Here is a 23,175-nt window from a genome sequence, read left to right as displayed (position 1 = left end):
CTCGATTATGGATACCCCGCCCGTTGCCGTAGTCAATGTGGGCTATCGCTCCACCAACTACTGGGTAGTCGGTGCGGGCACTTCTCGGCTGCTGGTAGACATCGGCTGGCCCGGAACCCTGGGAAACCTGAAGGCCAATCTGGCAAGGATGGGAATTCCCCTCCACGAGATTCGCTACACGCTGGCCACCCACTACCACATAGACCACGCCGGGCTGGCCGAGGAGCTCAAAAGGGAGGGGGTGCCTTTGCTGGTGCTCGAGGTTCAGGTAAGCGCCATTCCCCACATGAAAACCTGGACAAAGCCACAGGATAACTACGTCGAAATTACCGAAGAGGGCAACATCGTGCTCTCCTTTGAGCAAAGCCGCCACTTTCTGGGCCAGCTGGGCCTAGCCGGCGAAATCTTGCACACACCCGGCCACACCGACCACTGTGTTTCGCTCCTGCTAGATAACGGCGCTGCCTTCACCGGTGACCTTCCGGCTGAAGCCCTGGCGTTCGATAATCCCACCGCGCTGGCAAGCTGGAAACGCCTTCGAGAGAAGGGCGCCACACGCGTCTACCCCGCCCATGGGCCCATAAGGGCCATCGGCGCATGGCCAAACGAGCTTTGATTTGCCAGAGCGCTCGTTCGGTAACAGCGCTAAAACTTTGCCCAGGATTGGTAGCATAGGGCCATGCGGATGGGCGTTTTGCTGACACCGGGTTTCCTCGAGGCCGAGGCAGCCTTGGTGCTGGAGGTGGCAAGGCTTTTGGGTTGGGAGCGCTTCACGCTGGCCCGGGGCCGCACCGCCCTGGAGGGCAGCGCAGGCGCGGTCTGGACGCCCCGGTACACCTTTGCCGCAAGGCCCGAACTGAACGTGCTGGTCATTCCTGGCGGTTCCCAGATGAGCAAACTGGGGCGCGATGCAGAACACCAGGACTGGTTGAGCGAAGTGTGGGATGGCCTGCGGGCCGTGTTTGCGGGCGCCAATGGGGTACTGTTTTTGTGGGAGGCCGGACAGGTTTCGGGCCAGGTCGCCGCCCACCCCATTGCCGAAGAAGCCCTGGCCCGAACCGCTTTGGAACGCTCTAGAGAACCCTACCGCTGGCAGGGCAAGGTGTGCACCACCAGGGGCTACCTGGCCCTGGCCGGAGCCCTGCTGGACTGGGCCGGGTTCGCCGAAGAAGCCAGGGCCCATCTGGGCTTGGGGAGTTGAACACCCTCCGGAGGTCCTTCTCGCTCCCTGAAGCCCCCACGGTAAGCGCTCAGCCAACCTGTTGGCGACAATTCGTCCAGGGGCCCTTTGGACATGAGAAACAAGGCATGTCTCCAGCCTCAATTTGCAGGGCAGCATACCTTCTACCCTGGGCTTTCAGCGGCCAGAGGCCAGGGTCCAGACGTTGGAGATGTCAGCCGAAAGCCCTACCTACCAAGCTCACTGGGGTGCGACATACAGCAGCACCGCCGTCGCCAGCCCAGCAATCACCACCATCGCCAGCAAGGCCACCAGCACGTAGCTTTCATCGGTCAGGACATCGGCGGGCTTTTGGGGTAGGTTCTGGGTATCCAGGCCAAACTGCACCATCAGCAATACCGCCGCTGCCGCCAGCATTAAGAGCAGCACCGTTGTCACAAACACCTCCTTAAGCCTGCCTGAAGCCTACCAAAGAGGGTTTGGGGCTTTTGCCTCTGCTCGGTTAGAATGGGGGCTTGTGTGCAGGCAAAGGCCTGCGTAAAGGAACCCCATGGCATCCCTAGGAGTCGGTATCGTCGGTCTTCCCAACGTGGGTAAATCCACGCTCTTCAACGCCATTACCAAAGCAGGCGCGCTGGCCGCCAACTACCCCTTTGCCACCATTGACAAAAACGTGGGGGTGGTCACCCTACCCGACTCACGCCTCAATGCCCTGCAAAAGCTCTTCGTGAAGGGCGAGCGGGTGCCGCCCATCGTGCCCACCTACGTGGAGTTTGTGGACATTGCCGGGCTGGTGAAGGGGGCGCACAAGGGCGAGGGACTGGGCAACCAGTTTCTGGCCAATATCCGCGAGGTTGCGGCCATTGCTCACGTGGTGCGCTGCTTCGAAGACCCCAACGTGGTGCACGTGGCGGGTAAGGTAGACCCCCTGGACGACCTCGAGACCATCAACACCGAGCTGGCCCTGGCCGACCTCCAGACCATCGAGAAGCGTCTGGACAAGCTGCGCAAGTCGGCCAAGAGCGATAAGGACGATAAAGCCCTGCTGGACGTGCTCGAGCCCCTCATGCAGCACCTTTCACAGGGCCGGCCCATCCGCACCTATGCGGGGGCCGAGCCAGAACTTTTGAGCAAGGCGGCCCGCGAGCTGGGCCTGCTCACCTACAAGCCCGTGATTTACGTTTGCAACGTGGCCGAGGAAGACCTGCCCGAGGGCGCCCAGAACCCCCACGTGCAAAAGGTGCGCGAGGCCGCCGCACGAGAAGGCGCCGATGTGGTGGTGGTCTCGGCCAAAATCGAGGCCGAGCTGGCCGAGCTGTCTGAGGAAGAAGCCCAGGAATACCTGCAAACCCTGGGTTTAGCGGAGTCGGGGCTCAACCGGCTGGTGCGCACCGCCTACCACACCCTGGGCCTGCAGACCTTCTTTACCGCCGGCGAAAAAGAGGTGCGGGCCTGGACTATCCGCCAGGGCACCAAGGCCCCCCAGGCCGCCGGCGAGATTCATTCCGACCTCGAGCGGGGCTTTATCCGGGCCGAGGTGATCGAGTGGCACAAGCTGGTCGAAGCCGGGGGCTGGGCCCAGGCCAAGGAAAAGGGCTGGGTGCGCACCGAAGGCAAGGATTATGTGGTGCAAGACGGCGACGTGGTGCTAATTTTGTTCAACGTATAGCCGGCAAAACACGGAGGTATTGCCAGTTGACTGGCCCATTGGCTACAGCACGTTTGAGCTATGCGCTATAGGCCATGAGCAGCAGCTTCAGTCCGCCGAGGCCGCAAGCTGAAAGGCCTGGCTCAGGCGGGCTTCGTCGGTCAGGTCCAGGCGCAGGGGGGTGAGGGCTATGAAGTTGTGGCCCACCGCCCAGCGGTCGGTGCCTTCCTCGGGTTCATGGTCGGGGGTTGCAGCAAACCAGAAGTGCTCCCGGCCCATGGGGTCGGTGCCGGGCACAATCCGGCCCTCGTACAGGCGCACCGACTGGCGGGCCCACAGGATGCCCTTGGGTTTTGCGGGGAAGTTCACATTGATCAAAAAGGGCTTGGGCTCCCGTAGCAGGGCTTCCAGTACCCGCCCCACCCAGGGTTTGAGGGCCTCGAAGTCGGGCTCCCGGCCATTGATGGGGGCGCTAAAGGCAATGGCGGGGATACCCAGCAACGCAGCCTGCTTGGCCGCCGCTACGGTGCCCGAGTGCCAGATTTCGTTGCCCAGGTTGGAACCCAGATTAATGCCGGAAAGCACCAAATCTACCCTGTCCCAGTGGTGGGTGCCCAGGGCCACACAGTCGGCGGGCGTGCCGTTCACGCGGTAGGCCTCGAGGCCCCCCAGCGGCGTAGCTCGGTAGTGCAGGGGACGGGATATGGTGATGGCATGGCCCATCGCGGACTGCTCCACATCGGGTGCAACCACCCGCACCTCGCCAAAGGCCGTGGCCACCTCGGCCAGCGCCAGAAGCCCAGGGCTGTAGATGCCGTCGTCGTTGGTAACCAGAATTCGCATCGACCACCTCTCCAAGTGAAGCTTGGAGGCAGAGCGTCAGGACACGGTCAGCCAGGTCAGCCAAATGTCAGGCGGTGTACCAAGCAGGCTTGACAAAAGGGTTTTAATCTACATGTAAACCATGGTCAGCGTGCTGATTCCTACCTACAACCGGCCCCAGTTGTTGCTGCGGGCCCTGCGCTCGCTCCAGCTCCAGCTCTATCCCGACTGGGAAGCGGTGGTGATAGACGACGGCGACGGTGCGGGCGTCCTGGCTGCCCATAGCCTGCGTGACCCCCGCATCCTGGGGGTTCGCAACGAGGGGCGGGGGCAGGTTCATGCCCGCAACACCGGGCTGGCCCATGCCACCGGCTCAATAATTGCCCTCCTGGACGATGACGACTGGTGGCTCGACCCCACCCACCTGCACCGGGTGGTGCGGGCCCTCAAGGCGCAGGCCGGACTGGTCTACCGGGGCGGTTATCTGGTCGTGGAGCGCGATGGTCTGGAGCTCGAGCGCATCCCCTTCGATTTCAAGGCCAGCCCCCTCTCGCTTCGCACCGACAACCACCTGCTCGCCACCGGCGCGGCCTACCCTCGCTTTTTTCACGACGAACTGGGCCCCTTCGACCCCGAGGTAGCCGACTACTGGGACTGGGACTGGTATCTGCGCGTGGTCTCGGCGGGCTATCCGCTCATTCAGCTTCCCGGCAGGGGGGTGGCAGTGGCCATGCACGGCGGCAACATGTCTTACGCCGCCCGCCAGGGGGAGCGCCAGAAAAACCTCGATAAGCTCGCCAGCAAACACGGGCTGGGCAACCTGCAGCTCAAAGACCACCGCATCATCGCGGGTGCAGCCTGACCCTTCCACACAAAAAGACCCGCAGACTGGCCCGGAACCCATGATTTGCCACAAGCGCCCTGCTGCTCTTGTCCAAAAGACTACCGCTCAGCACGGCTTTCCCGAGGCTTTAGTAGCCCAAGACCAAGTCCGTTCTGACAGCCGCCTGACAATGAGCAAGGCACAATCTGTTACGGGATAAAACCCTAACCCTTACTGGAGGCTTCATGCGACGATTCTTTCTGGCTTCTCTGGTTACCTTAGGGCTGGCTCTGGCCCAGCAACAAACCATCACCCTCTACACCTCGGAAGTCCTGACCAACGTCAACCCCATGATTGAGCTCTTCAAGCGGGCCAATCCGGGCATCAACGTGCAGGTCTTCCGCAGCGGCACTGGCGAGGTGATTACCCGCCTGCGGGCCGAGCTGGAAGCCAATAACCCCCAGGCCGACCTGTTGTGGGTAGCCGACGAGACTTTTTTCCGTGAGCTGGCCGCAGCCAACCGATTGCGCCCTGTGCGGGCTACGACCACGGGCTTTCCGGTCAAGTTTGCCTACCAGGGTGGGCGCTACTACGAGGTACGGCTCCTCTACAACGGTATCGCCGTGAACACCCGCAAGCTGGGCAACCTCCCCGAACCGCGCTCCTGGCGCGACCTCTTGAAGCCCGAGTACCGCGACCTGGTGGGCATGCCCAACCCCAACTTCTCCGGGGCCGCCCTCTCCACCCTGGGCACCTTTAGCCAGCGCTTTGGGTTTGGCTTCTTCGAGCAGCTCCAGCGCAACGGCCTTAAGGTCGAGCAGTCCAACCCTATCCTTCAGCAAAAGCTGGCCGAGGGGCAGTATGGCATCGCCATCATCACCGATTTTGGCATCCGCGACCTGATCCGCCAGGGGGCACCACTCAAGGTGATCTACCCCCGCGACGGGGCCATTCTGGTGCCCACCCCCATCGGCATTCTGAGCAGCAGCCGGAACCCCGCGCTGGCCGAGCGCTTCTTGCGCTTTTTGCTCTCGCCCGAAGCCCAGGCCCTCTTTGCTCAGCAAGGCTATGTTCCCGTTATCGCTTCGGCCCCCCGCCCTGCTGGGGTGAGCGGGGAGGTGCTCTCGGTGCCCTCGGCAGCCGACTATATCCAGGCCAACCGGCAAACCTTGCTGACGCAGTTCAACACCCTCTTCAACCTGCGCTAGGGGGTTGCCAGAAGCCTAAAGCTACAGACTCGAGGCCGAAAACGAGGCGTTTGTGGTTTGTAGTCTGGGTAAGCTCAGCATCCGCATGACCGCTATGCTCACCTCACTGCTAGGATAGCGCTGATGCTCCGGCGACAACCCCTTATCACCCTGTTCTGGCTACTCCTCTCGCTGGGGGTAGCCATGCCGCTTCTTGTGCTGGCCTGGCGTGGGCTGGGCGACCTGGCCATTCTGCCCCGGGTGCTCGACCTGGCAGGGGTTTCGCTGCTGCTGGCGCTGGTGGGCAGCCTCTTGTGCCTGGGGGTGGGGGGCGGGCTGGCCTGGCTGGCCTTCCGGGCACGGCTGCAGCCGGGGTGGGATGCGCTGCTACTGCCCGCCTATCTGGTGCCGCCCTTTGTGGGAGCGCTGGGGTTTTTATATGCTTTGCAACTGGTGAACCTGCAACCTTATGGGGTGGGCGGCATCCTGCTGGCCTGGACGGCCCATTACGCTCCGGTAGCCTACCTGTTGCTGCGCCCCGCCCTGGAATCCAGGCTGGCCCCGCTGCTCATAGCCAGCGAGGTGCATGGCGTAACCGGTTGGAAGCGTGTACGGGCACTGGTGCCCCCCCTGTTTCCGGCGCTGGTGGCGGCTTTCGGTGCGCTCTACCTGACCCTGCTGGGCAACTTCGGGGTTCCGGCGGTGCTGGGGCTACCCGCCCAGGTCTACACGCTGCCCACCCTGGCCTATGCTCGGCTCTTCTCCCCCGCCAGCCCCGACCCCCTGGGCGAGGCGGCAGCCATTGGGCTGTTGTTGGGATTGCTGGCGGTTCCGGCCCTGCTGCTCGGGAGTCAACCGACCGGCGAACCCTCCCCCCGGCTTCTGCAACCCAGGCTGGGTCTGGCGGCCAGAATCGCTTTCGTCCTGTTCGCGCTGATAGCGGTGGTGTTTCCACTGGTGGGCCTGGCGCGCCGGGCCTTCTTCAACACCTTTACCGGCGCCTTTCAACCTGCTTTTGGGGCAGCCTGGGAGCTGCCGCTGGTGCGGCTGGGGCTCCTCAACTCGCTGCTGCTGGCCCTCCTGGCCACAGCTTTACTGCTGCTGCTGGGGCTGCTACTGGCCCCGCAGCGCGGGGCCCTGAAGCGACTGCGGCAGGTGCTGGACATGCACTACCTGTTGCCCGGAACCCTGCTGGCCATTGGCCTGATTCTGCTGCTGGCCCCCACCCCGGTCTATGCCACCCCCTGGATTCTGCTCCTGGCATACCTGCTCAACTTTGCCGCACTGATGCTGCGCTCGATGGAGGCGGGGCTGGAAAGCGGCATCGAGCGGCTGGTAGCGGTGGGCAAGCTGTTTGGCCTGCGACATGGGTGGGCCTGGTGGAAGATTGGCTTCCCCCTGCTGCGGCCCTACCTGGCCGCCGGGGTGTTTTTGGTGCTGCCGCTGTGCCTGGCCGAACTTACGCTGTCGGCCATGCTGTACGCACCGGGGAGCGAGACCCTGGGGGTAGCGGTGCTGTCGGCGCTGAACGGCGGGCTCTTCCGCGAGGCTGCTGCCATCGGGCTGATGCTGATGGCCCTGTCGCTGCTGCTGCTTTTGGTACCGCGCCGGGGCGTGGTGGGCTAGGTTAGCTTGCGTACGAGTGTCTGTAGCAAGTAGCCCACGATTTTTTTGAACCATTTCTCGCTATCGGCCATAGACTATAGACCATCGGCTATTCAGAGTTACCCCTGAGACTTCCATACATGTTGCGTCTGGAGAACATCACCAAAAACTTTGGCAAGGCGGGGGTGTCGGGTGCCAGCCTGCACCTTTCGCCCGGCGAGATTGTGGCCGTACTGGGGGCCTCGGGCTCGGGCAAGACCACCCTGCTGAACCTGGTGGCGGGGCTGCTCGAGCCCGACGCAGGGCGCATTTTCCTGGGCAACGAGGATGTGACCCACCAACCCCCCGAGAAGCGCGGGCTGGCCTACGTGTTCCAGGATCATGCCCTGTGGCCCCATCTGAGCGCTTTAGATCACCTCCTGCTGGTGATGAAAGCCCCCGACCGGGCGCTGGCCCATCACCTGCTGGGCCGGGTGGGGCTGGGTGGGCTGGATGCCCGCAAACCCCACCAGCTCTCAGGGGGGCAGAAGCAGCGCGTGGCCCTGGCTCGAGCCCTGGCGGCCAGGCCGCGTTTGCTGCTGCTGGACGAGCCCTACTCGGCGCTCGACCCGGTGCTGCGCGAAGAGCTCAGGCTCGAGGTGGCCTCGCTCCTGCGGGCCGAACATGTGAGCGCCCTCCACGTTACCCACGACCCCGACGAGGCCCTGGCGGTGGCCGACCGGGTGGCGGTAATGGACGCCGGACGCATCGTGCAGGTAGATACCCCCACCCGGGTGTATACCCAGCCCCAAACCCTCGCGGCTGCTCGGGCCTTCGGGCGTTTGAACTTGCTCAAAGTACAGGTTCAGGAAGGAAAAGTTCACCTGAACGGCCTGGCCTGGAGCGTTCAGGGTGTGGAGAGCGGGCCGGGCCTGCTGGCCTTCCGCTACGAAGACCTGGTTCCGGCTGCCGAAGGCCTGCCCGCGAAGGTGCTGGCTGTGTTCGGCGGGCGGGGCGAGCGGCTGTGCCGGGTGGATCTGGGGGTGGGAGAAGCGGTAGTCAAGCTGGATGCTGGGCTGGAGGAGCAGGTTCGGCTGACGCCGGTGAAGGTCTTAACGGTATTTCCCACACCCCAAAAATAATGCAGAGTGGCGGCCCGAAGGTGGCCGAGCTTACCCCAGCCGCTGCCCATCGCGCTTACCTCCCCAGCGTCGCTCCATTCCCTTCGGCAAAAGGATAAAACTGTTGCGATCGTCGGCGAGCTGAGCCTGCAGAATTTCCAGCACCTTGCGCTTTGCCCGCGCATCCAGAATGGGAAAAAAAAGCTCGTAGCGGCGGTCAAGGTTGCGGGGCATCAGGTCGGCGCTCCCGGCCCAGACCCGCCACTTACCTTTGTTTTTGAAAGCAGCCACGCGGGCATGCTCCAGAAAACGCCCCACCAGGCTCTTCACTTCCACCCCTTCCCAGAGCGTGGTCAGGGTACTGCGGATAATCAGGTGTACGCGGGCGCCTCGGTTCAGGGCCTCTTCCAGGGCTTGCAGGATGGGGGGATCGGTCAGGTGGTTGAACTTCAGGATAATCTCGCCCTTCTTGTGGGCCTCGGCCTGGATGCTCTCCAAGAGCAGGTCGCGGATGAAGGAGGCCGTCCGCATGGTGGAAAGCACCGGAGCTTGCTGGTGCTCCAGGGCCTCAAAAAAAGCCCGCACGTCGGCGGTGAGGACCGGATGGGCAGTAAAGAGCGAAAGGTCGGTATAAAGCCGCCCATTGACGGGGTTGTAGTTGCCAGTACCCAGGTGTACATACTCGCTGCCCGCCCGGCGCACGTAGAGGGCCTTGGCGTGCACCTTTTTGCTTGGCAGGGGCAGCACCCGCACCCCGGCCCCGGCAAAACGCAGGCTCCACTCGAGGTTGGCCAGCTCGTCGAAGCGGGCCCGGCCCTCCAGAAGCACCGCCACATCCTTGCCGGCCTTCGCGGCCTCTATGAGCGACTGGGCAATACCGTTCTCGTCGCCAATGCGGTACAGGGTGGCCCGCAGGGCCTCCACCTTGGGGTCTCGCACAGCCATTTGCGCAAAGGCCTCCACCGCGGCGTAGTCCTCGAAGGGGTGATAGAGCAGCAGATCGCGCCGGTTCAGGTAACCGAAGGGATCTTTAGCGAAACCCTTGGGCTTCTGGATGACGATGGGTTTGAACCTCTCGGCTTCGGGCCCGTGTGCAACGATGGTGGCCACAAAGCTCAGGTCGAGGGGCGGGGGTAGCTGGAAAACCTCCGGGGGCTCCAGCCCCAGGGCTACCCGGATGGTCTCGGCCCACAGGGGGGGGAAGTCTTCTTCGAGCTCGAGGTGGCTTACCTGGCCGTCCAGACGGGTCTCGAGGGCCTCGGGCAGTTCGTCCCAGTCGGCACGGGAACGGGCCAGTTGGGCCAGGCGAATCAGGCGAAACTCATACAGCGGCAGCTTCTGGTTGCCGGGCAAAAACAGGTCGCTGCGCATGCGCACCAGGGCCCCCAGCCGCACGAAGCCCCCTTCGCGTCCGGGCACCTCCAGGAGCCTGGGCACGCTCTCGGGTAGCCGAATCAGGTGCTGTAAGAGCCCCTCGCCCGAGGCAAAATACAGGGCCTGGCTGGCCAGTTCGGGCAGGGCTTCGGGCCGGATCAGGTCGGTCAGGGGGGCTACCTCCTCGGCCAGGTAGGCCCCAAAATACTGCTTTTCGGCCTTGGTGAGCTGGGAGGGCTCCAGGATGTGCAGGCCCAGTCCTACCAGGGCTTTGAGGAACTCGAGGTAAAGCTTCCCCGCCTCCTCGGCCTGATCCTGGGCTTCGTTCATCAGGGCCAGATAGCTCGGGCTGCCCCGCTCCTCGGCAAAGGCCCGCGAAATCCGGGCGGAAAAAAACTCGTCCAGGTTGGAAGCCCAGATCGCCAGAAAGCGCAACCGCTCCAGCAGCGGAAAATCGGGCCGCCGGGTCTGCTCCAGCACCCGCCGGTTGAACAAAAGCCAGCTCGCCTCCTGGGTGAGATGGGTGGGAACAAAGCGCGGCGCCGGGGGTTTTTTGGGCATCGCCTCCAAGTGTTGGGCGGCCTTGTCAGGGAAGTATAAAGTTTTCTTTTTGGCTTTTGGTTTCTTCACCCTGGCTCTGAGTCTATCGTGTCGCCCAAGGGCAAAGCTAGGGAAGGCTGTTTCTGTTTCACTGAAGCTTGCCATGAGGCCATGACGCCAGCATGGGCACAGGGACCCCTGCATGAAACCACGGCGCTTCCGATGAAGGACACCCTGCCCTGCTGCACACCCGTCCTTACGTCCCCCTGACGCTTCGGAACTATACTGGGAAGATGACGCCAGCCCTGACAGAACTTGAGCCTCCAGCGCTAAGGCTCTACGATGGGGCGGTGCATCGTCTGGGCATTGTGGATCTGGGGTCGGGAACAGCGCGGCTGGTGGTGTATGTTTACGAGCCTGGCAAGCACTTCCGGCTGGTAGACGAGATTCGGGAAACCGTGCGGCTGGGTGAGGGGCTGGCCACCCAGGGCCGCCTGAGCAAAAGCGGAATGCAGCGGGCTTTGTCGGCCCTCAAACTCTACGCCGACTTCGCCCAGGCCACCGACCTGGACGATTTACGGGTCATTGCCACCAGCGCCAGCCGCGACGCCGAGAACGGCACGGAGTTCATGCGCGAGGTACGCAAGCTGGGGCTTCAGGTGCAGGTGCTCTCCGGAGAGGACGAGGCCCGCTACGGGGTGCTGGCGGTGGCCAACTCGTTCACCTTTGAAGACGCCTGGGTGATGGATCTGGGCGGGGGCAGCGCCCAGCTCTCGCGCATGAAGTGCCGTCAGTACCAGGAGGGCCGGGCCTATCCGCTGGGAGCGGTGCGGCTCACCGAGCTGTTCTTGAAGTCCAACCCGCCCAAGAAGGGCGAGATCGAAGACCTCGAGCGCTTCGTGCGCAAGGAGATGAAGGCGGTGCTGGCCCAGTTACGCGAGCATCCCTTGCCCCTGGTGGCGATGGGCGGCACGGTGCGCAACCTGGCCAAGCTGGCCCAGCGGCGCAGGGACTACCCCCTCGACCTGGTCCACGGCTACTATCTTTCGCGCGAGGCGCTTGAGGAGGTGGTGGGGCTTCTAGCCCAGCGCACCACCGAGCAACGGCGGCAGCTCGAGGGCCTCCAGGCCGACCGGGCCGATGTGATCGTGGCCGGGGGGCTGGTCTACCGTACGGTGCTGCGCGAAGGGGGCCTCGAGGGGCTGTGGATTTCCGGCCAGGGGGTGCGCGAAGGGGCCTTCTACCGCGAGTTTCTGTCCGCCCCCCACCTGCTGAGCGACGTGCGCGGCTTCTATGTGCGTAACCTTTTTGCCCGCTACCCCCAGGACTTTGGCCACACCGCCCGGGTACGCCACTTCTGCCGCTTGCTCTTTCGCCTGCTGGGCCCGCTGCACGGCTACGGCCAGGCCGAAGAGCAACTTTTGGACGAGGCCGCTTTGCTGCACGACATCGGTATGAGCGTGGGCTACTACGACCACCACAAGCACGGCGAGTACCTGGTGATGAGCGCAGCCATCCCCGGCCTGACCCACCGCGAGCAGGTTTTGCTGGGGCTCCTGGTGCGCTATCACCGCAAGGGCGAGCCCCGGCCGGGGGCCTACCGCTCGGTGTTGCAGGAGGGCGACAACAAACGCTTATTACGTCTGGCAACGCTTTTACGGATCAGCGAGTACCTCGAGCGCAGCCGGGTTGGACGGGTCGAGGGCCTGGAAGTAGAGATCGGCCCCAAACAGGTGCGCCTGACCCTGCTGGCCCAGGAAGAACCCTGGGTAGAGATGTCTGAAACGCGCAAGCAGGCCAAGTTATTCCAGCAAGCCTTCGGGTACGAGCTGTTGGTAGAATGGAAGCAGAAGGATTGAGTGTGCAACTTTATCTCATACGCCATGCCATCGCTCTCGATGCAGCGCCGGGCCAACCCGACGAGGCCCGCCCGCTCTCCCAGGATGGCATCCAAAAGTTCATCGGGGTGGTGCGGGGACTAAAGCGCCTGGGGGTTCGCCTGGATCGGCTCTACCACAGCCCCAGGCTGCGTGCGGTGCAAACAGCAGAGCTCTTGGTTCCGCTGCTGGAGGGCGAAACCGAGGTAACCCCTTACCTGGCCGCCGAGCCCGGCCCTGAACTTCTCAAGACCCTTCAGGGAAACTCGGTTGCGCTGGTAGGGCACGAGCCCTGGATAAGCGACTTGTGCGCCTGGCTTCTGCACGGGCGCCGGGGCGGTGCAGCTTTCCCCTTCAAGAAAGGCGGCGTAGCCCATCTGGAGGGCACGCCCAAACCCGGCCAGATGAAGCTGCTGGGCTTCTGGTCGCCCAGGATCCTGCGCCGTTTGGGGGATTAACACTTAACACCCGGCAGGAACATCGAGCCTGGCCAGCCCACAGTTAGGCGCGCTCGAGCCGGAAAGGGGTTCTCTGGCCGGCCTGGGCAATCTCACGGGCCTCCCCCGGCACCCAGGAGAGCCCCAGCACGGCCCGGTAAGCCCGAAGCGCTTTATCGCGCTGGCCCATCACATCGGCCAACTGTCCGTAGCGGGCCAGGGTATAGCCCGGCAGGTAGGCCGGGTGTTGAAAATCGGTGTGGACCAGCTCTTCCAATAGTTCGAAGGCATCCTCGAGCTGGCCCGCCGCCAGGTAGATTTGCGCCGCACAGTACAAGGCCTCCGGGCCTTCTACATCGCGCAACTGCTGCAACAAAACCGCCCAGTCGTCCGCGTCGCTCAGTTGCCAGGCCCGGTCCAGCACGCTGCGCTGGCGCTCCGGCTCGGTGGGGGTATGGGCCCCGGGTAGCCGGCGCTGCTCTTGCGGAAGGTACTCCAGAAGCAGGGGATACTCGAGCACATCCACCAGAACCACTGCACAACCCCCAAAACCACGCAAGCGCTCGGCCACCTCTGCCATGCGCTGCCGGCGGAAGCCGGTGGCGGGCCCTTCGCCAAAAGCCTGCACATGGCCCTGGTGGTAGCCCCGGAGTGCTTGCAATACCGGCTCCTGGGCGAAATCCTCCGGGGTGCGGGGGGTACTCACCACCCAATGCAGGCCCTGCTCGAGCGCTTCTACCTTGCTCAGCAGTTGCTGGCCTTTGGGATACTGGCGCAGGGCTTCGCGAAATAGTTCGGCTTCAGCTTTGAGCCCCGACTGGGCGTCCAGGGGCTCTACCTCGAGGCCCGCACTTTCGGCCCAGGGCAAAACATGAAAGAATGAGATCTCGTTCTGGTCGCGCCAGCGCTGCGCTGCCAGTTCTTCGGGGCCATATGAGGCCAGGAATATCTTCTCGGGCTGGTGTGCTCTGACCAGCTCTGCTACCGTCACCCCGTTGTAGCGCGGGTGCAGAATGTGAAAGGGGCCCAGCGTAGGAATGACCAAGACTGACACGCCCGGTATTCTAGACCTCAAAGACCGCAACTACCGTTTTGCAATGCTCAATGGCTGGTTTGTGCTGTTGGGCGATGCTTTTTTTAATGGCTCCATCGTGCTGGCTTCCTTCGCCGCCAAGCTAGGGGCAGCCAACTGGGTGATTGGGCTGATGCCGGCCCTGCTCAACGCCGGCTCCATGGTGCCGCAGGTCTTCATAGCTCCTTATGTGGCCCGCTTGCCGGTCAAGGTGGTGCTCTACCGCCAGATGGCCTTACTGCGCATAGCCAGCCTGGGTATTGTGGCCCTGGGCGGGTTTGTTTTGGGGCAGCGCCTCGACCTGCTGCTGTGGGTGTTTGTGGCGGGCCTGGCCCTCAACGGATTTTTTACCGGGTTCTCGAGCCTCCCTTTCTGGGAGACCATCGGCAAAACCATCCCCATGGAGCGCCGCAGCGGGCTATTTTCGGCCCGCAACCTGGTGGGAGGTGCCCTGGCCTTTCTGGCGGGCTTTCTGGTGCGCTTCATTCTGGAACTGCCGTTGGCTTTCCCCTACCCCTACGCCATTCTGTTTGCGCTGGGCACCCTGGCCTTTGCCTATGGCTGGCATGTCTTTGGTCTGATAGACGAACCGCCCGACAAAGCAATCCGCACCGAGCGCATCTCGCTCAGCCTGCCTTTCCGCGACTTCTACTTTCGCCGCTTTTTGCGGGTGCGCATCTTGCTGGTAATGGCCAGCATGGTTGAACCCTTCTACGCAGCCTATGCGGTGCGGGTACTGGGCCACAAGGGGGAAATTGGGTTGTACCTGATGGTTTATACGCTATCCTCGGTGCTCTCCAACCTGCTCTGGGTACGAATTTCCCGGCGCTACGGCTCGCGCAGCCTGATCCTGATCGGCGCTGCTCTGGGGGCTCTGGCCCCCGTTCTGGCCCTAACGCTACCCAGTTCGGCTTTCTGGATGGTGTTCGTGCTCCAAGGGGCTTATCTGGCCTCCATTGGGGTGGGCACCTCCACCTATCTGGTAAACCTGGCCCCCACCGACGCCCGCAGCTCGTATATTGGCCTATCCAACACCATTGTAGGCCTGTTGGCCTTTTCGCCGGTGCTGGGAGGCTTGCTGGCCGACCGCGTGGGGTATGTGGGGCCGATGGTAGTAGCGACCATCTGCTATGCCTGGGCCCTGTATGCGGGCCGTCGCTTGAAGCTGCTCGAGGGGGTAGAGCCGCGCTAAGTAATGCGTAATCACGCTGCCGATGGTAGCCAGTTAAAAGCCCATACAGCATGGAGGCCTGCGACAATGCTCAGGCCTCCATCTAAAGTACCCCGCCTCTCGTGCACCAGAACCACTCCACAGCCGAGGTTAAACCTTGGACAAAGCTCTGGTTTGACATATGATTTGCGGGTCACGATGAAGCCCAACCCAGGCATTCCGGCTAGATTTCGCAACCTATTGTGGGGGCAGAGCAGCGTCACCTTTGGAGCAGTGGTGCTGGAAGTAGCCCTGCCGCTGCTGGCTGCCGTCACCCTGAACGCTAGCCCTGCCCAGATGGGCTTGCTGGCAACCCTGCAAACCCTGCCCTGGCTGGTCATTACCCTGTTTGCGGGGGTCTGGATAGACCAGGGTTCACCCAAGCGCATCATGACCTGGGCCAACTATGGGCGGGGTGTCTTGCTGCTGAGCATCCCGCTGGCCGGGTGGTTGGGCTGGCTCAGCATCGAGTGGTTGTGGGTGGTGGCTTTTGCCTATGGCATGCTGCGGGTGTTCTTCGAACTTTCGGTAAGCGCTTTCCTACCAAGCATTGCCGAGCGCGAGCAACTCGTGGCAGCCAATAGCCAGCTCGAGAGCAGCCGCCAGGTTGCTACCGTCGCGGGGCCTGGGGTGGCCGGTTTGCTGGTACAGGCGGTTGGGGCGCCCCTCACCGTTTTGCTCAATGTCCTGTTGTACTGGGTCTCGGCTTTTCTGATCAACCGCATTCCCAGCAGCGAGACCCAGAAAGTCCGCAACCCCAAGCTAATCTTCAGCGAGATCGGCGAGGGCCTGCGGCTGGTCTTTTCCGACGCCTATCTGCGTGCGCTGGTGCTGTCCAGCGCCACCTTTAACCTGCATATCGGGATGCTGGCAGGCCTTCAGATTCTTTTCCTAAACCGGATACTTCAAATACCCCCGGCCTGGATTGGCGTCATTTTTGGCGTGGTGGGGCTGGGCGCGCTTATCGGCGCCCTTACCGCATCTCGTTTTACTGCCTGGCTGGGCACCGGCGGGATCATCATCCGAATGCAGCTAATCTCCTCGCTCACCGGGGTAGCCTTCGCCCTGGTGCTGGCCCCGCCCCTCCTGGCCGCCGTCCTGGTCAGCCTGATTCTGTTCATTAAAGCGGTTTCCACGGTGGTGCGCAATGTCAACGCGGTGAGCATTCGCCAGGCCCGAACCCCCAGGCACTTGCTCGGACGGGTGGGTGGCACCAGCCAGTTTGTGGGCATTGGGCTGGGTTCGCTGGGGGGCATTCTGGGCGGGTTGCTGGCCGAATGGCTGGGTATCCGCGAGGCCACGCTCATCGCCGGGCTGATTGCCATGTTTTCCTTCACCTGGCTGTTCTTCTCCCCCATTCGCAACCTGAAGGATCTGCCAGAACCCCTCGAGGGTTAACCCTGGAAAAAGATGCGAAAAAAAATGGAGGGCGTAACGCCCCCCGTAAAACTTTAGCTTTTAGCCAAGTGGTAGGTTTAGCCGTTCCAGATGAGGATTGTGCGAGCAGCTTTTTTCATGTTTTTCCTCCTGGGCGTAACGATACTTGAACAAGTAACGGTTGTAAACCCCTTGACAAAATGTCAAGTTTGTGCTTTCTAATAAATAATCTTAGTTTATACTTAGTATAAATATACATTCCGCTCCCTTGGATTTCCCGATAAAGCGATAAAGTCGCTGTTTATTGCGGTAGCCTCTTCAAAAAGTTATACTGAGTTTACTTTTAGCCCTAACCGTGGACCATTAAGAATTGAAGCCTCCTCGAGCCCCCCTACCCTAAAAACTGCCCCGGCAGGGCAAAAACACGGGCTAAGGTGAGGGTTAAACAACCCTGCCAGATTAAAAAACGAGCTTTGCTTCAATGCCGGCAAGGCAATCCAGATTGACTTGGGGAACAAACTGGCTGGAGGGTGCTATCAAGAACAACTCATACCGAATTCAAATAGACACTTTACAAAACCAAAAACCCCATAGGTTGTCTTTTTGAATCCTAGAGCACACCCCTCTCTGTCGGTCGGCGAAGAAAGCGTCTCTCTTTGGTCGCATTGATTCGTTATTGTTCGGTAATGAACCAGCCAAATCTGGTATCATTCATGGGCACACAAGACAAGACCACGAATGGTGCTCATAAACCCCTCTCCCGCTGCAAGAGGGGCGGGGTAAGGGAAATGGCTCGAACGAGGTCAACAGGCTTTTGCGGTATCTCCGGGAAGTCTACGATTTGACTCCCACTCCGCGCAGACGTACACTTCTAGGCAAGATGAGGTCTCGGCAGACTACCAGACCTGGGGGGAACTTCTAGCCTGAAGGCGATGGAGGTTCTCCCGGCTCGCGGTTAAAGGGCCGGGATTTTTTTTGAGGTGACTATGCACGCAGTACTTCCCGACGGAAAAAAGCTGGAACTAAAACCGGGCGCAACCGCAGCCGATGCCGCCAAAGCCATTGGCCCTGGCCTGGCTAAAGCCGCAATTGGAGCCATCGCCAACGGCGAACTCTACGACCTACTCAAACCACTGCCCGAAGGAGCCGAACTCCGCATTCTGACCGAGCGCGACCCCGAGTATGTGCAGCTTTTCCGCCATACCCTGGCCCACGTGATGGCCCAGGCCGTGCGCGAGCTGTACGCCGAGCGGGGTTATGCGCCGGAGCAGGTCAAGCTGGCCATCGGGCCGGTGATCGAAAACGGCTTTTATTACGACATGGACGCCCCCGAGCCCCTCCGCGAAGAGGACTTGCCGCTAATCGAGGAGAAAATGCGGCGGATTGTGGCGGCCAATCTCCCCCTGGAGCGCTTTGTGCTCCCACGCGAGGAGGCCCTGAAGCGCTACGCTGGCATTGATCCCTACAAGACCGAGCTGATTCAAGACCTGCCCGAAAATGAGGAGCTGAGCTTTTACAAGCAAGGCGACGAGCAGTTTGGCTTTACCGACTTGTGCCGGGGGCCGCACGTGCCGAGTACGGGTCGCATTCCCCCGCACTTCAAGCTTACTGGCATTGCCGGGGCTTACTGGCGGGGCGACTCGAGCCGACCCATGCTCCAGCGCATCTACGGCATTGCCTTCCGTACCAGGGAGGAACTAGAACACTACCTCTGGCAGCAGGAGGAGGCCAAGCGCCGCGACCACCGCCGGCTGGGGCAGGAGCTCGAGCTCTTTACCATCAGCGAGGAGGTGGGCAAGGGCCTGCCGCTTTGGTTGCCCCGGGGCGCTTTTATCCGCAAGCAGATGGAAGACTACATGTACCAGAAGGAGCAGGCCCACGGCTACCATTATGTGTACACGCCGCACATCGCCAACGCCCGGCTTTACTACACCTCGGGCCACCTGCCCTACTACAAAGACGACATGTATGCCCCCATCGAGATAGAGGGCGAGGAATACTACCTCAAGCCCATGAACTGCCCTCACCACCACATGATTTACAAAGCCCGGCCCAAAAGCTACCGCGATCTGCCGCTACGGCTGGCCGAGTTTGGCACGGTGTATCGCTTCGAGCTTTCGGGCACCCTGAGTGGCCTCACGCGGGCTCGAGGCTTCACCCAGAACGACGCCCACATCTACTGCTCGAGGGCCCAGGTCACCGAGGAGTTCATCCGGGTGATTCAACTTTTCGACGAGGTGTACCGCGACTTTGGCATCTCGGACTACTGGTTCCGCCTCTCGCTGCCGGACTTCGAGCACAATCCCGAAAAGTTTGGCGAAGAAAACGACAACTGGCGCGACTCCATCAAGGCCATCCGGGCAGCCCTGGAACAAACCGGGGCCAAGTACGTGGAGGGCATCGGCGAGGCCACCTTCTATGGCCCCAAGCTGGACGTGCAGATTCGCAGCGTGCTGGGCAAGGAAGACACCATCGCCACCAACCAGCTCGACTTTATCGTGCCTGAGCGCTTTGGCCTCGAGTTCACCAACGAAAAGGGCGAAAAAGAGACCCCGGTGGTGATTCATCGGGCCATTATGGGCAGCTTCGATCGCTTCTTTGCCTTCTACCTCGAGCACACCGCCGGCGACTTCCCCCTGTGGCTCTCCCCCATCCAGGCCGTTATTGTGCCCATCTCGGACCGACACCTCGAGTACGCCAACCAGGTAGCCACCCAGATGCGCAAAAACAAACTGCGCGTGGAGGTAGACGGCCGCCCCGAGCGCATGAACGCCAAAATCCGCGACGCCGAGCTGCAAAAGATCCCCCTAATCCTGGTGGTGGGCGACAAGGAAGCCGAGGCCGGCGCGGTCAACGTGCGCGAGCGGCACGTGAAGGAGCAGCGGACGTTGGCGGTGGGGGAGCTGATTGGGGAGATGAAGGGGCGGGTGGAGGCTAAAAGATGAATCTCATCTGGGATAAGTGAATACAGATTGATTCCTAAACAGCGCCCCACGATCACCAGATCTCTGGAAAACAACGCGGTTTTTGTGGTGCCAAAACATTCTCTCGGCTTTAGCAAGTTTTCGGATCGAAGCATGATGGTGGAAATAGAGATCACTGCTTGAGGTATAACCCATGAACTACACCTCCATCAGCATCTAAGCGGTGTTCTATCAGAGAATAGAAAGTTGAGTCGCCCTTTTCAAAGTTCCTGTATGTTGCGTAGGCAACTAGATCAGCTAGTTGAATCAGCCTTGATGCCTTTGAATCCAGGAAAAGCGGTACCTCAGCAAAATTTCGGATAATTCCCCAGGTGTATCCTTTTGTTCGAAAATCCGTTGCCAGGGTTTGAATTGTGCTCTCGTATGTAGTTTTGTCAAATACGATTAACCCTCGCTGGGTATCTTTTTTGTTGTGCAAACGAATTAGGTACTTATCGAAGCGGCTTGCAAGTTGCTCAAAGGCCACTTCGACTGGATCCCTTGGTGATACAGCGCTTTTCCTAACCACACTGGCAAATAGGCGGTTGCTTACGTGGGAGTTCCCCAAAACCCTCAACGCATCTGCAATGGCTTTGTGACGATAAGCTTTGTCGAACTTCCTCCAACTGCCCCTTCCGGCAAACATGGGGCTTCCGTGCAACTCAACAGACCCAGGATCAGCTGGATTGAAACGACTAGCTATTTTATCGAGTTCTTTTGATATCCACCAACCCTGTCTCTCAAATGCACAAAAGCCAGCCAGAACAAAATGCTGCTGGGCCGGATCCCCTATGGCACCCGACTCATCGGCATACAACAAGTACATGTGTGGAAAGGGGAAAATGAAGTCAGTCGAGGAGAGACCTTGCTCTCACGGTCTGAAAGTCAGACCTCTCGACTGCTATAGATACATTACTACATAGGATAGTAGTAACGTGTTTGCTTTGTCACAATGTTATGTCACAGTCGAGTGTGCTCCAAATTCAACGCAAAAAATACAGTGTATTTGATTTTGTGTAGCACATAACCGCTTATCCACCAACAATCCAATAGCGAACATTATGCTTTTTGAAAAGACTCAATAGTTCTTTGAAGTCGGGGCTGGTCAGCATGGCCTTCCCTCAACAGCAGGTAATCCTTGACCATAAGGCCATTCTTTAGTGAGAAGGGATGAACATGGTTGAAGTTGCGCTATGGCCTGAGCTCCAGCGTCCAGGTCTGCCCCCAATTGGCGGGACGGGTGCTGAGGGGGATGTACTGTTTGTCGCGCCAGAGCCACAGCAGGTTATCAAAGTGGGAGCTGAACACATCGGCGGACTGGCCCATGGGGTAGATGATGCGGCTGTTGTCGGGGTCGGCCAGGTCGAAGAGGGTGCGCAGGCTGGCCCCGGAGGTGTGCAGGAAGCTGTCCTGGTTATAGTTGGCTACATTCACGGTGTGCATCGAGCCGGGGGTAGGAAGGGTGCGGTTGAACAGGCCGCCAATCAGCGGGGTGGAGGCCAGCGGGGAAGGCAGGGTGGCCTGGTGCAGCCGGCCCCACTGCCAGCGGGCGGGGTCCGGGCCTAAGCGGTGCTCGAGTTCGGCTCCAGCTTTTTCCAGGGCCTGGGCCATGAACTGCGCACAGTTCTGGATACCCGCAGCGGCATTTCTGCACCAGCGCCCGTCCTCCCGCAGGGTTTTGACGAAGGTGTAGGGCACCGGTGGGTAGCGCAGCTCGAGTTCGTCTTCCAGCATCCGGGAAATCTCGCGGTAGTAGAAGGCGAAAGCGGTAGCCCCCACCGAGTCCAGCTCGGCCTGCAAGTCCCACCCCCGCACAGCATCTTGCAGGCGCCGCGCTGCCTGGCTCTGGGGTTGCAGGGCCAACAGACCCGGCAGCATCTCCCGGGCAATAATGGAGTACGTATCCCCCTGCCAGCGGGCCATGTCCTCCAGACTGGCTTTGGGCGTGGCCAGAATCAGGTCGCGGATGCGCTGGGCACGGAAGACCTCGGTGGTGTAGCTGGAAATGTCGGGCCCGCCGTGCGGCAAGACCCGGTTGTTGGCGCTGCTGACAAAACCTTCGCGGGGGTTCACCACCTGTGGCAAGCGCTCAAAGGCCACATAGCCCTTCCACTGCTGCCCCAGCCGGGCGCTGGCCGGGAATCGCCCATCCCAGTCGCGCAGCGGAATCCAGCCCGGCGCAAAGTAGCCAATGTTGCCGTCCACATCAGCATAGACAAAGTTCTGCATGGGAGCTGCGTAGCGCCTAAGGGCTTCCCGGAACTCGGCGGCGTTGCGGGCACGATTCATGCCCAGGTAGGCGTCCAGGGTGGTGTCTTGAGGCTCGAGGCCCGTCCAGCGCACCGCTACCGCCTGGTTATCGCTGGCAATGGCCGTTCCAGCAGTCAGGCCAGGCCGCAAGAAAGCCCGGCCCAGATCAGAAATCACCGGGCCGTACTCGCTTTCGCGCACGGTGAGGGTCACCGGGTTGGCCCCCCGCACCCGGATTACCTCCTGACGCAAACGTAGCGGCACCAGGCCGGTGGGGGTGCGGTAGGACTGCCCTTGCAAATCCAGCACGAACAAATCCATCACATCGGGCCGCACATTGGTGGCCCCCCAGGCCACCCGGTCGTTGCGCCCCAAAAACACCCCAGGCACTCCCGGAATGGTGGCCCCAATTGCCCGGTAGCCAGGGCCCTGCAGATCGGCAATGTACCACAGGGCCGGGTTTTGCAGGCGCAGGTGGGGGTCGTTGGCCAACAGGGGCTTACCGCTGGTGGTGCGCGAGCCGCTTAGCACCCAGTTGTTGGAGCCGTGGTCAGGGCTGCGGGGGGCCATGCGCAGGGTTTCGGAAAACTCGGCCAGCTTTTGCATGGCCAGCAGCGTGGCCCCAGAAAGCGCGGGTTGTGGGGTTGGATAGCCGGGCTCGGCCCGCTCATCGTCGCTGCGAAGGTCGCCCGGCTGCAGGATGGTGGGCCAGCCCTTGGGATACTCCCCCCGCAGGTCGTTGAACCCTTCCACCCCCACCTTACCCAGGATGAAGGAATTGTCAATTTCATCCTGCCAGACCTGCCCCAGGTCGTAGGACTGGAGCTTGCCCCAGGCCAGGGTGTCGGTAGGCGTCCAGGGCTCTGGGGTAAAGCCCAGCAGGGCAAAAGGCAGGGGCAGGTTTCCTTCGCGGATGAACTGATTGACCCCGGCCGCGTAGGCTTCCAGGGCACGGCGGGTAAACTCGGTGTGGTTGGGCAGGGAAGCCTGGGCCGCACGGTAGAAGCCCCAGATGCGGAAGAATCGGTCTTGTTCGACGGCCCCACTGCCCAAAATTTCTGACAGCCGGCCCTGCGCCACACGACGGCCCAGCTCCATCTGGAACAGCCGGTCGCGCGCGTGCACATAGCCTTGAGCAAAAAACACATCCATATCGCTCGAGAGGGCCCGGATATGCGGAATACCCCAGCGGTCAAAGGTAATGTTCACCGGCCCCGAAAGCCCCTGCACCTGGCGCACCTGGTTGGAGGGAACACACGAAGCTAGCAACAAAAGCACGGTTAACCCAAGAAAAAGCCAGCGCATCGCTCAACCTCCAGACTGGCCTCACTTTACCCGAATCGAACCCTCTACAATCAAGAGCAACAGGCTCTAGCTATTGGCTAATACCGGATTCAAAAAGACAGCTTACAAAACCAAAAACACCAGAGGCTGTCTTTTTGAATCCTAGAGCACACCCCTCCCTTGAGTACCGGCGCTAGCCGGGGGCCGATGGCCCTTCACTGTCGGTCGGCGAAGAAAGCGTCTTGCTTCCCAGGGGCGGTATCGCCCTCCGCTACGTGGATACCTTCGGCCCTGTTGATTCGTTGCCGAACGGCAACGAATCAACCGAATCTGGTATAAAGACCTACTTTCGCGCTGTTCGCAGACGTGGCCGCGTAACCCGAAGGCCACTGTTCTGTCCAGGACACAGGATTCTCAACCCCGGAT

General features: G+C 61.3%; 18 protein-coding genes. 12 read left to right on the top strand and 6 right to left on the bottom strand.

The annotated features are described in order from the left end of the window. Positions 1 to 7: 7 nt before the first annotated feature. Both Mhypo_RS00945 and Mhypo_RS00940 read left to right on the top strand, forming a co-directional pair. The gene (locus Mhypo_RS00945; RefSeq protein WP_119339486.1) at positions 8 to 616 is read left to right on the top strand and encodes an MBL fold metallo-hydrolase; all 609 of its coding nucleotides are present in this window, start codon (positions 8 to 10) and stop codon (positions 614 to 616) included. A gap of 63 nt (positions 617 to 679) precedes the next feature. Next, positions 680 to 1,201 (top strand): DJ-1/PfpI family protein, encoded by a 522-nt coding sequence (locus Mhypo_RS00940; RefSeq protein WP_119339485.1) that lies wholly within the window; start codon positions 680 to 682, stop codon positions 1,199 to 1,201. A 219-nt stretch (positions 1,202 to 1,420) separates the two neighbouring features. On the opposite strand, the gene Mhypo_RS00935 is transcribed toward Mhypo_RS00940, so the two are convergent. Next, positions 1,421 to 1,618 carry a hypothetical protein gene (locus Mhypo_RS00935; protein ID WP_147075302.1) on the bottom strand — a complete coding sequence of 66 codons (198 nt, stop codon included), beginning with the start codon at positions 1,616 to 1,618 and terminating at the stop codon, positions 1,421 to 1,423. A 112-nt stretch (positions 1,619 to 1,730) separates the two neighbouring features. Between Mhypo_RS00935 and ychF the strand changes: the two genes are divergently transcribed. Continuing rightward, complete coding sequence (gene ychF / locus Mhypo_RS00930; protein ID WP_119339483.1) at positions 1,731 to 2,849, top strand: redox-regulated ATPase YchF; 1,119 nt, start codon at positions 1,731 to 1,733, stop codon at positions 2,847 to 2,849. Between the two features lie 87 nt (positions 2,850 to 2,936). On the opposite strand, the gene surE is transcribed toward ychF, so the two are convergent. Beyond that, entirely contained in the window at positions 2,937 to 3,671 is a 735-nt protein-coding gene (gene surE, locus Mhypo_RS00925) for a 5'/3'-nucleotidase SurE (RefSeq protein ID WP_119339482.1), read from the bottom strand. Positions 3,672 to 3,792: 121 nt separating this feature from the next. On the opposite strand from surE, the gene Mhypo_RS00920 reads away from it, so the two are divergent. From Mhypo_RS00920 to Mhypo_RS00905, 4 genes are all read left to right on the top strand, one after another. After that, positions 3,793 to 4,512 (top strand): glycosyltransferase family 2 protein, encoded by a 720-nt coding sequence (locus Mhypo_RS00920; protein ID WP_119339481.1) that lies wholly within the window; start codon positions 3,793 to 3,795, stop codon positions 4,510 to 4,512. Positions 4,513 to 4,718: 206 nt separating this feature from the next. Then, positions 4,719 to 5,681 (top strand): ABC transporter substrate-binding protein, encoded by a 963-nt coding sequence (locus Mhypo_RS00915; RefSeq protein ID WP_119339480.1) that lies wholly within the window; start codon positions 4,719 to 4,721, stop codon positions 5,679 to 5,681. Between the two features lie 123 nt (positions 5,682 to 5,804). Then, positions 5,805 to 7,286 (top strand): ABC transporter permease, encoded by a 1,482-nt coding sequence (locus Mhypo_RS00910; RefSeq protein ID WP_119339479.1) that lies wholly within the window; start codon positions 5,805 to 5,807, stop codon positions 7,284 to 7,286. A gap of 119 nt (positions 7,287 to 7,405) precedes the next feature. Continuing rightward, positions 7,406 to 8,386, top strand: a complete 981-nt coding sequence (locus tag Mhypo_RS00905) for an ABC transporter ATP-binding protein (RefSeq protein WP_119339478.1) — start codon at positions 7,406 to 7,408, stop codon at positions 8,384 to 8,386. A 30-nt stretch (positions 8,387 to 8,416) separates the two neighbouring features. On the opposite strand, the gene Mhypo_RS00900 is transcribed toward Mhypo_RS00905, so the two are convergent. Then, the gene (locus tag Mhypo_RS00900; protein WP_119339477.1) at positions 8,417 to 10,300 is read right to left on the bottom strand and encodes a polyphosphate kinase; all 1,884 of its coding nucleotides are present in this window, start codon (positions 10,298 to 10,300) and stop codon (positions 8,417 to 8,419) included. Between the two features lie 272 nt (positions 10,301 to 10,572). On the opposite strand from Mhypo_RS00900, the gene Mhypo_RS00895 reads away from it, so the two are divergent. Continuing rightward, complete coding sequence (locus tag Mhypo_RS00895) at positions 10,573 to 12,138, top strand: Ppx/GppA phosphatase family protein (RefSeq protein ID WP_119339476.1); 1,566 nt, start codon at positions 10,573 to 10,575, stop codon at positions 12,136 to 12,138. Between the two features lie 2 nt (positions 12,139 to 12,140). Continuing rightward, the gene (gene sixA / locus Mhypo_RS00890) at positions 12,141 to 12,614 is read left to right on the top strand and encodes a phosphohistidine phosphatase SixA (RefSeq protein WP_119339475.1); all 474 of its coding nucleotides are present in this window, start codon (positions 12,141 to 12,143) and stop codon (positions 12,612 to 12,614) included. 43 nt (positions 12,615 to 12,657) lie between these two features. Here sixA and Mhypo_RS00885 read toward each other — a convergent pair whose 3' ends face one another. After that, positions 12,658 to 13,647 (bottom strand): tetratricopeptide repeat protein, encoded by a 990-nt coding sequence (locus tag Mhypo_RS00885; protein ID WP_240637058.1) that lies wholly within the window; start codon positions 13,645 to 13,647, stop codon positions 12,658 to 12,660. Between Mhypo_RS00885 and Mhypo_RS00880 the strand changes: the two genes are divergently transcribed. From Mhypo_RS00880 to thrS, 3 genes are all read left to right on the top strand, one after another. Next, positions 13,631 to 14,857, top strand: a complete 1,227-nt coding sequence (locus Mhypo_RS00880; RefSeq protein WP_119339474.1) for an MFS transporter — start codon at positions 13,631 to 13,633, stop codon at positions 14,855 to 14,857. The genes Mhypo_RS00885 and Mhypo_RS00880 overlap by 17 nt on opposite strands. Before the next feature lie 177 nt (positions 14,858 to 15,034). After that, positions 15,035 to 16,273: an MFS transporter gene (locus Mhypo_RS00875; protein WP_119339473.1), complete on the top strand. Its 1,239-nt coding sequence runs from the start codon at positions 15,035 to 15,037 to the stop codon at positions 16,271 to 16,273. Between the two features lie 965 nt (positions 16,274 to 17,238). Further along, a complete protein-coding gene (thrS, locus tag Mhypo_RS00870; RefSeq protein ID WP_119339472.1) occupies positions 17,239 to 19,197 on the top strand; it encodes a threonine--tRNA ligase in 1,959 nt (652 codons plus the stop codon). Between the two features lie 151 nt (positions 19,198 to 19,348). Here the strand turns inward: thrS and Mhypo_RS00865 are convergent, their stop codons facing one another. Next, positions 19,349 to 20,041 (bottom strand): DUF3800 domain-containing protein, encoded by a 693-nt coding sequence (locus Mhypo_RS00865; RefSeq protein WP_119339471.1) that lies wholly within the window; start codon positions 20,039 to 20,041, stop codon positions 19,349 to 19,351. Between the two features lie 365 nt (positions 20,042 to 20,406). Next, positions 20,407 to 22,770, bottom strand: coding sequence for a penicillin acylase family protein (locus tag Mhypo_RS00860; protein ID WP_119339470.1), 2,364 nt, complete (start codon positions 22,768 to 22,770; stop codon positions 20,407 to 20,409). Positions 22,771 to 23,175 lie beyond the last annotated feature (405 nt).

Origin of the sequence: Meiothermus hypogaeus (genome assembly GCF_003574035.1) — a bacterium.
Taxonomy (GTDB): Bacteria; Deinococcota; Deinococci; order Deinococcales; family Thermaceae; genus Meiothermus; species Meiothermus hypogaeus.
This window is presented reverse-complemented; position numbering and strand designations above follow the sequence as displayed.

Bases quoted from the DNA above. Each gene is read 5' to 3' on its own strand.
- Mhypo_RS00915 (WP_119339480.1), top strand. From the start codon at position 4,719: ATGCGACGATTCTTTCTGGCTTCTCTGGTTACCTTAGGGCTGGCTCTG.
- Mhypo_RS00895 (WP_119339476.1), top strand. From the start codon at position 10,573: ATGACGCCAGCCCTGACAGAACTTGAGCCTCCAGCGCTAAGGCTCTAC.
- Mhypo_RS00875 (WP_119339473.1), top strand. From the start codon at position 15,035: ATGAAGCCCAACCCAGGCATTCCGGCTAGATTTCGCAACCTATTGTGG.
- thrS (WP_119339472.1), top strand. From the start codon at position 17,239: ATGCACGCAGTACTTCCCGACGGAAAAAAGCTGGAACTAAAACCGGGC.
- Mhypo_RS00920 (WP_119339481.1), top strand. From the start codon at position 3,793: ATGGTCAGCGTGCTGATTCCTACCTACAACCGGCCCCAGTTGTTGCTG.
- Mhypo_RS00860 (WP_119339470.1), bottom strand. From the start codon at position 22,770: ATGCGCTGGCTTTTTCTTGGGTTAACCGTGCTTTTGTTGCTAGCTTCG.
- Mhypo_RS00910 (WP_119339479.1), top strand. From the start codon at position 5,805: ATGCTCCGGCGACAACCCCTTATCACCCTGTTCTGGCTACTCCTCTCG.
- Mhypo_RS00945 (WP_119339486.1), top strand. From the start codon at position 8: ATGGATACCCCGCCCGTTGCCGTAGTCAATGTGGGCTATCGCTCCACC.
- Mhypo_RS00900 (WP_119339477.1), bottom strand. From the start codon at position 10,300: ATGCCCAAAAAACCCCCGGCGCCGCGCTTTGTTCCCACCCATCTCACC.
- ychF (WP_119339483.1), top strand. From the start codon at position 1,731: ATGGCATCCCTAGGAGTCGGTATCGTCGGTCTTCCCAACGTGGGTAAA.
- Mhypo_RS00905 (WP_119339478.1), top strand. From the start codon at position 7,406: ATGTTGCGTCTGGAGAACATCACCAAAAACTTTGGCAAGGCGGGGGTG.
- Mhypo_RS00940 (WP_119339485.1), top strand. From the start codon at position 680: ATGCGGATGGGCGTTTTGCTGACACCGGGTTTCCTCGAGGCCGAGGCA.
- Mhypo_RS00880 (WP_119339474.1), top strand. From the start codon at position 13,631: ATGACCAAGACTGACACGCCCGGTATTCTAGACCTCAAAGACCGCAAC.
- Mhypo_RS00865 (WP_119339471.1), bottom strand. From the start codon at position 20,041: ATGTACTTGTTGTATGCCGATGAGTCGGGTGCCATAGGGGATCCGGCC.
- surE (WP_119339482.1), bottom strand. From the start codon at position 3,671: ATGCGAATTCTGGTTACCAACGACGACGGCATCTACAGCCCTGGGCTT.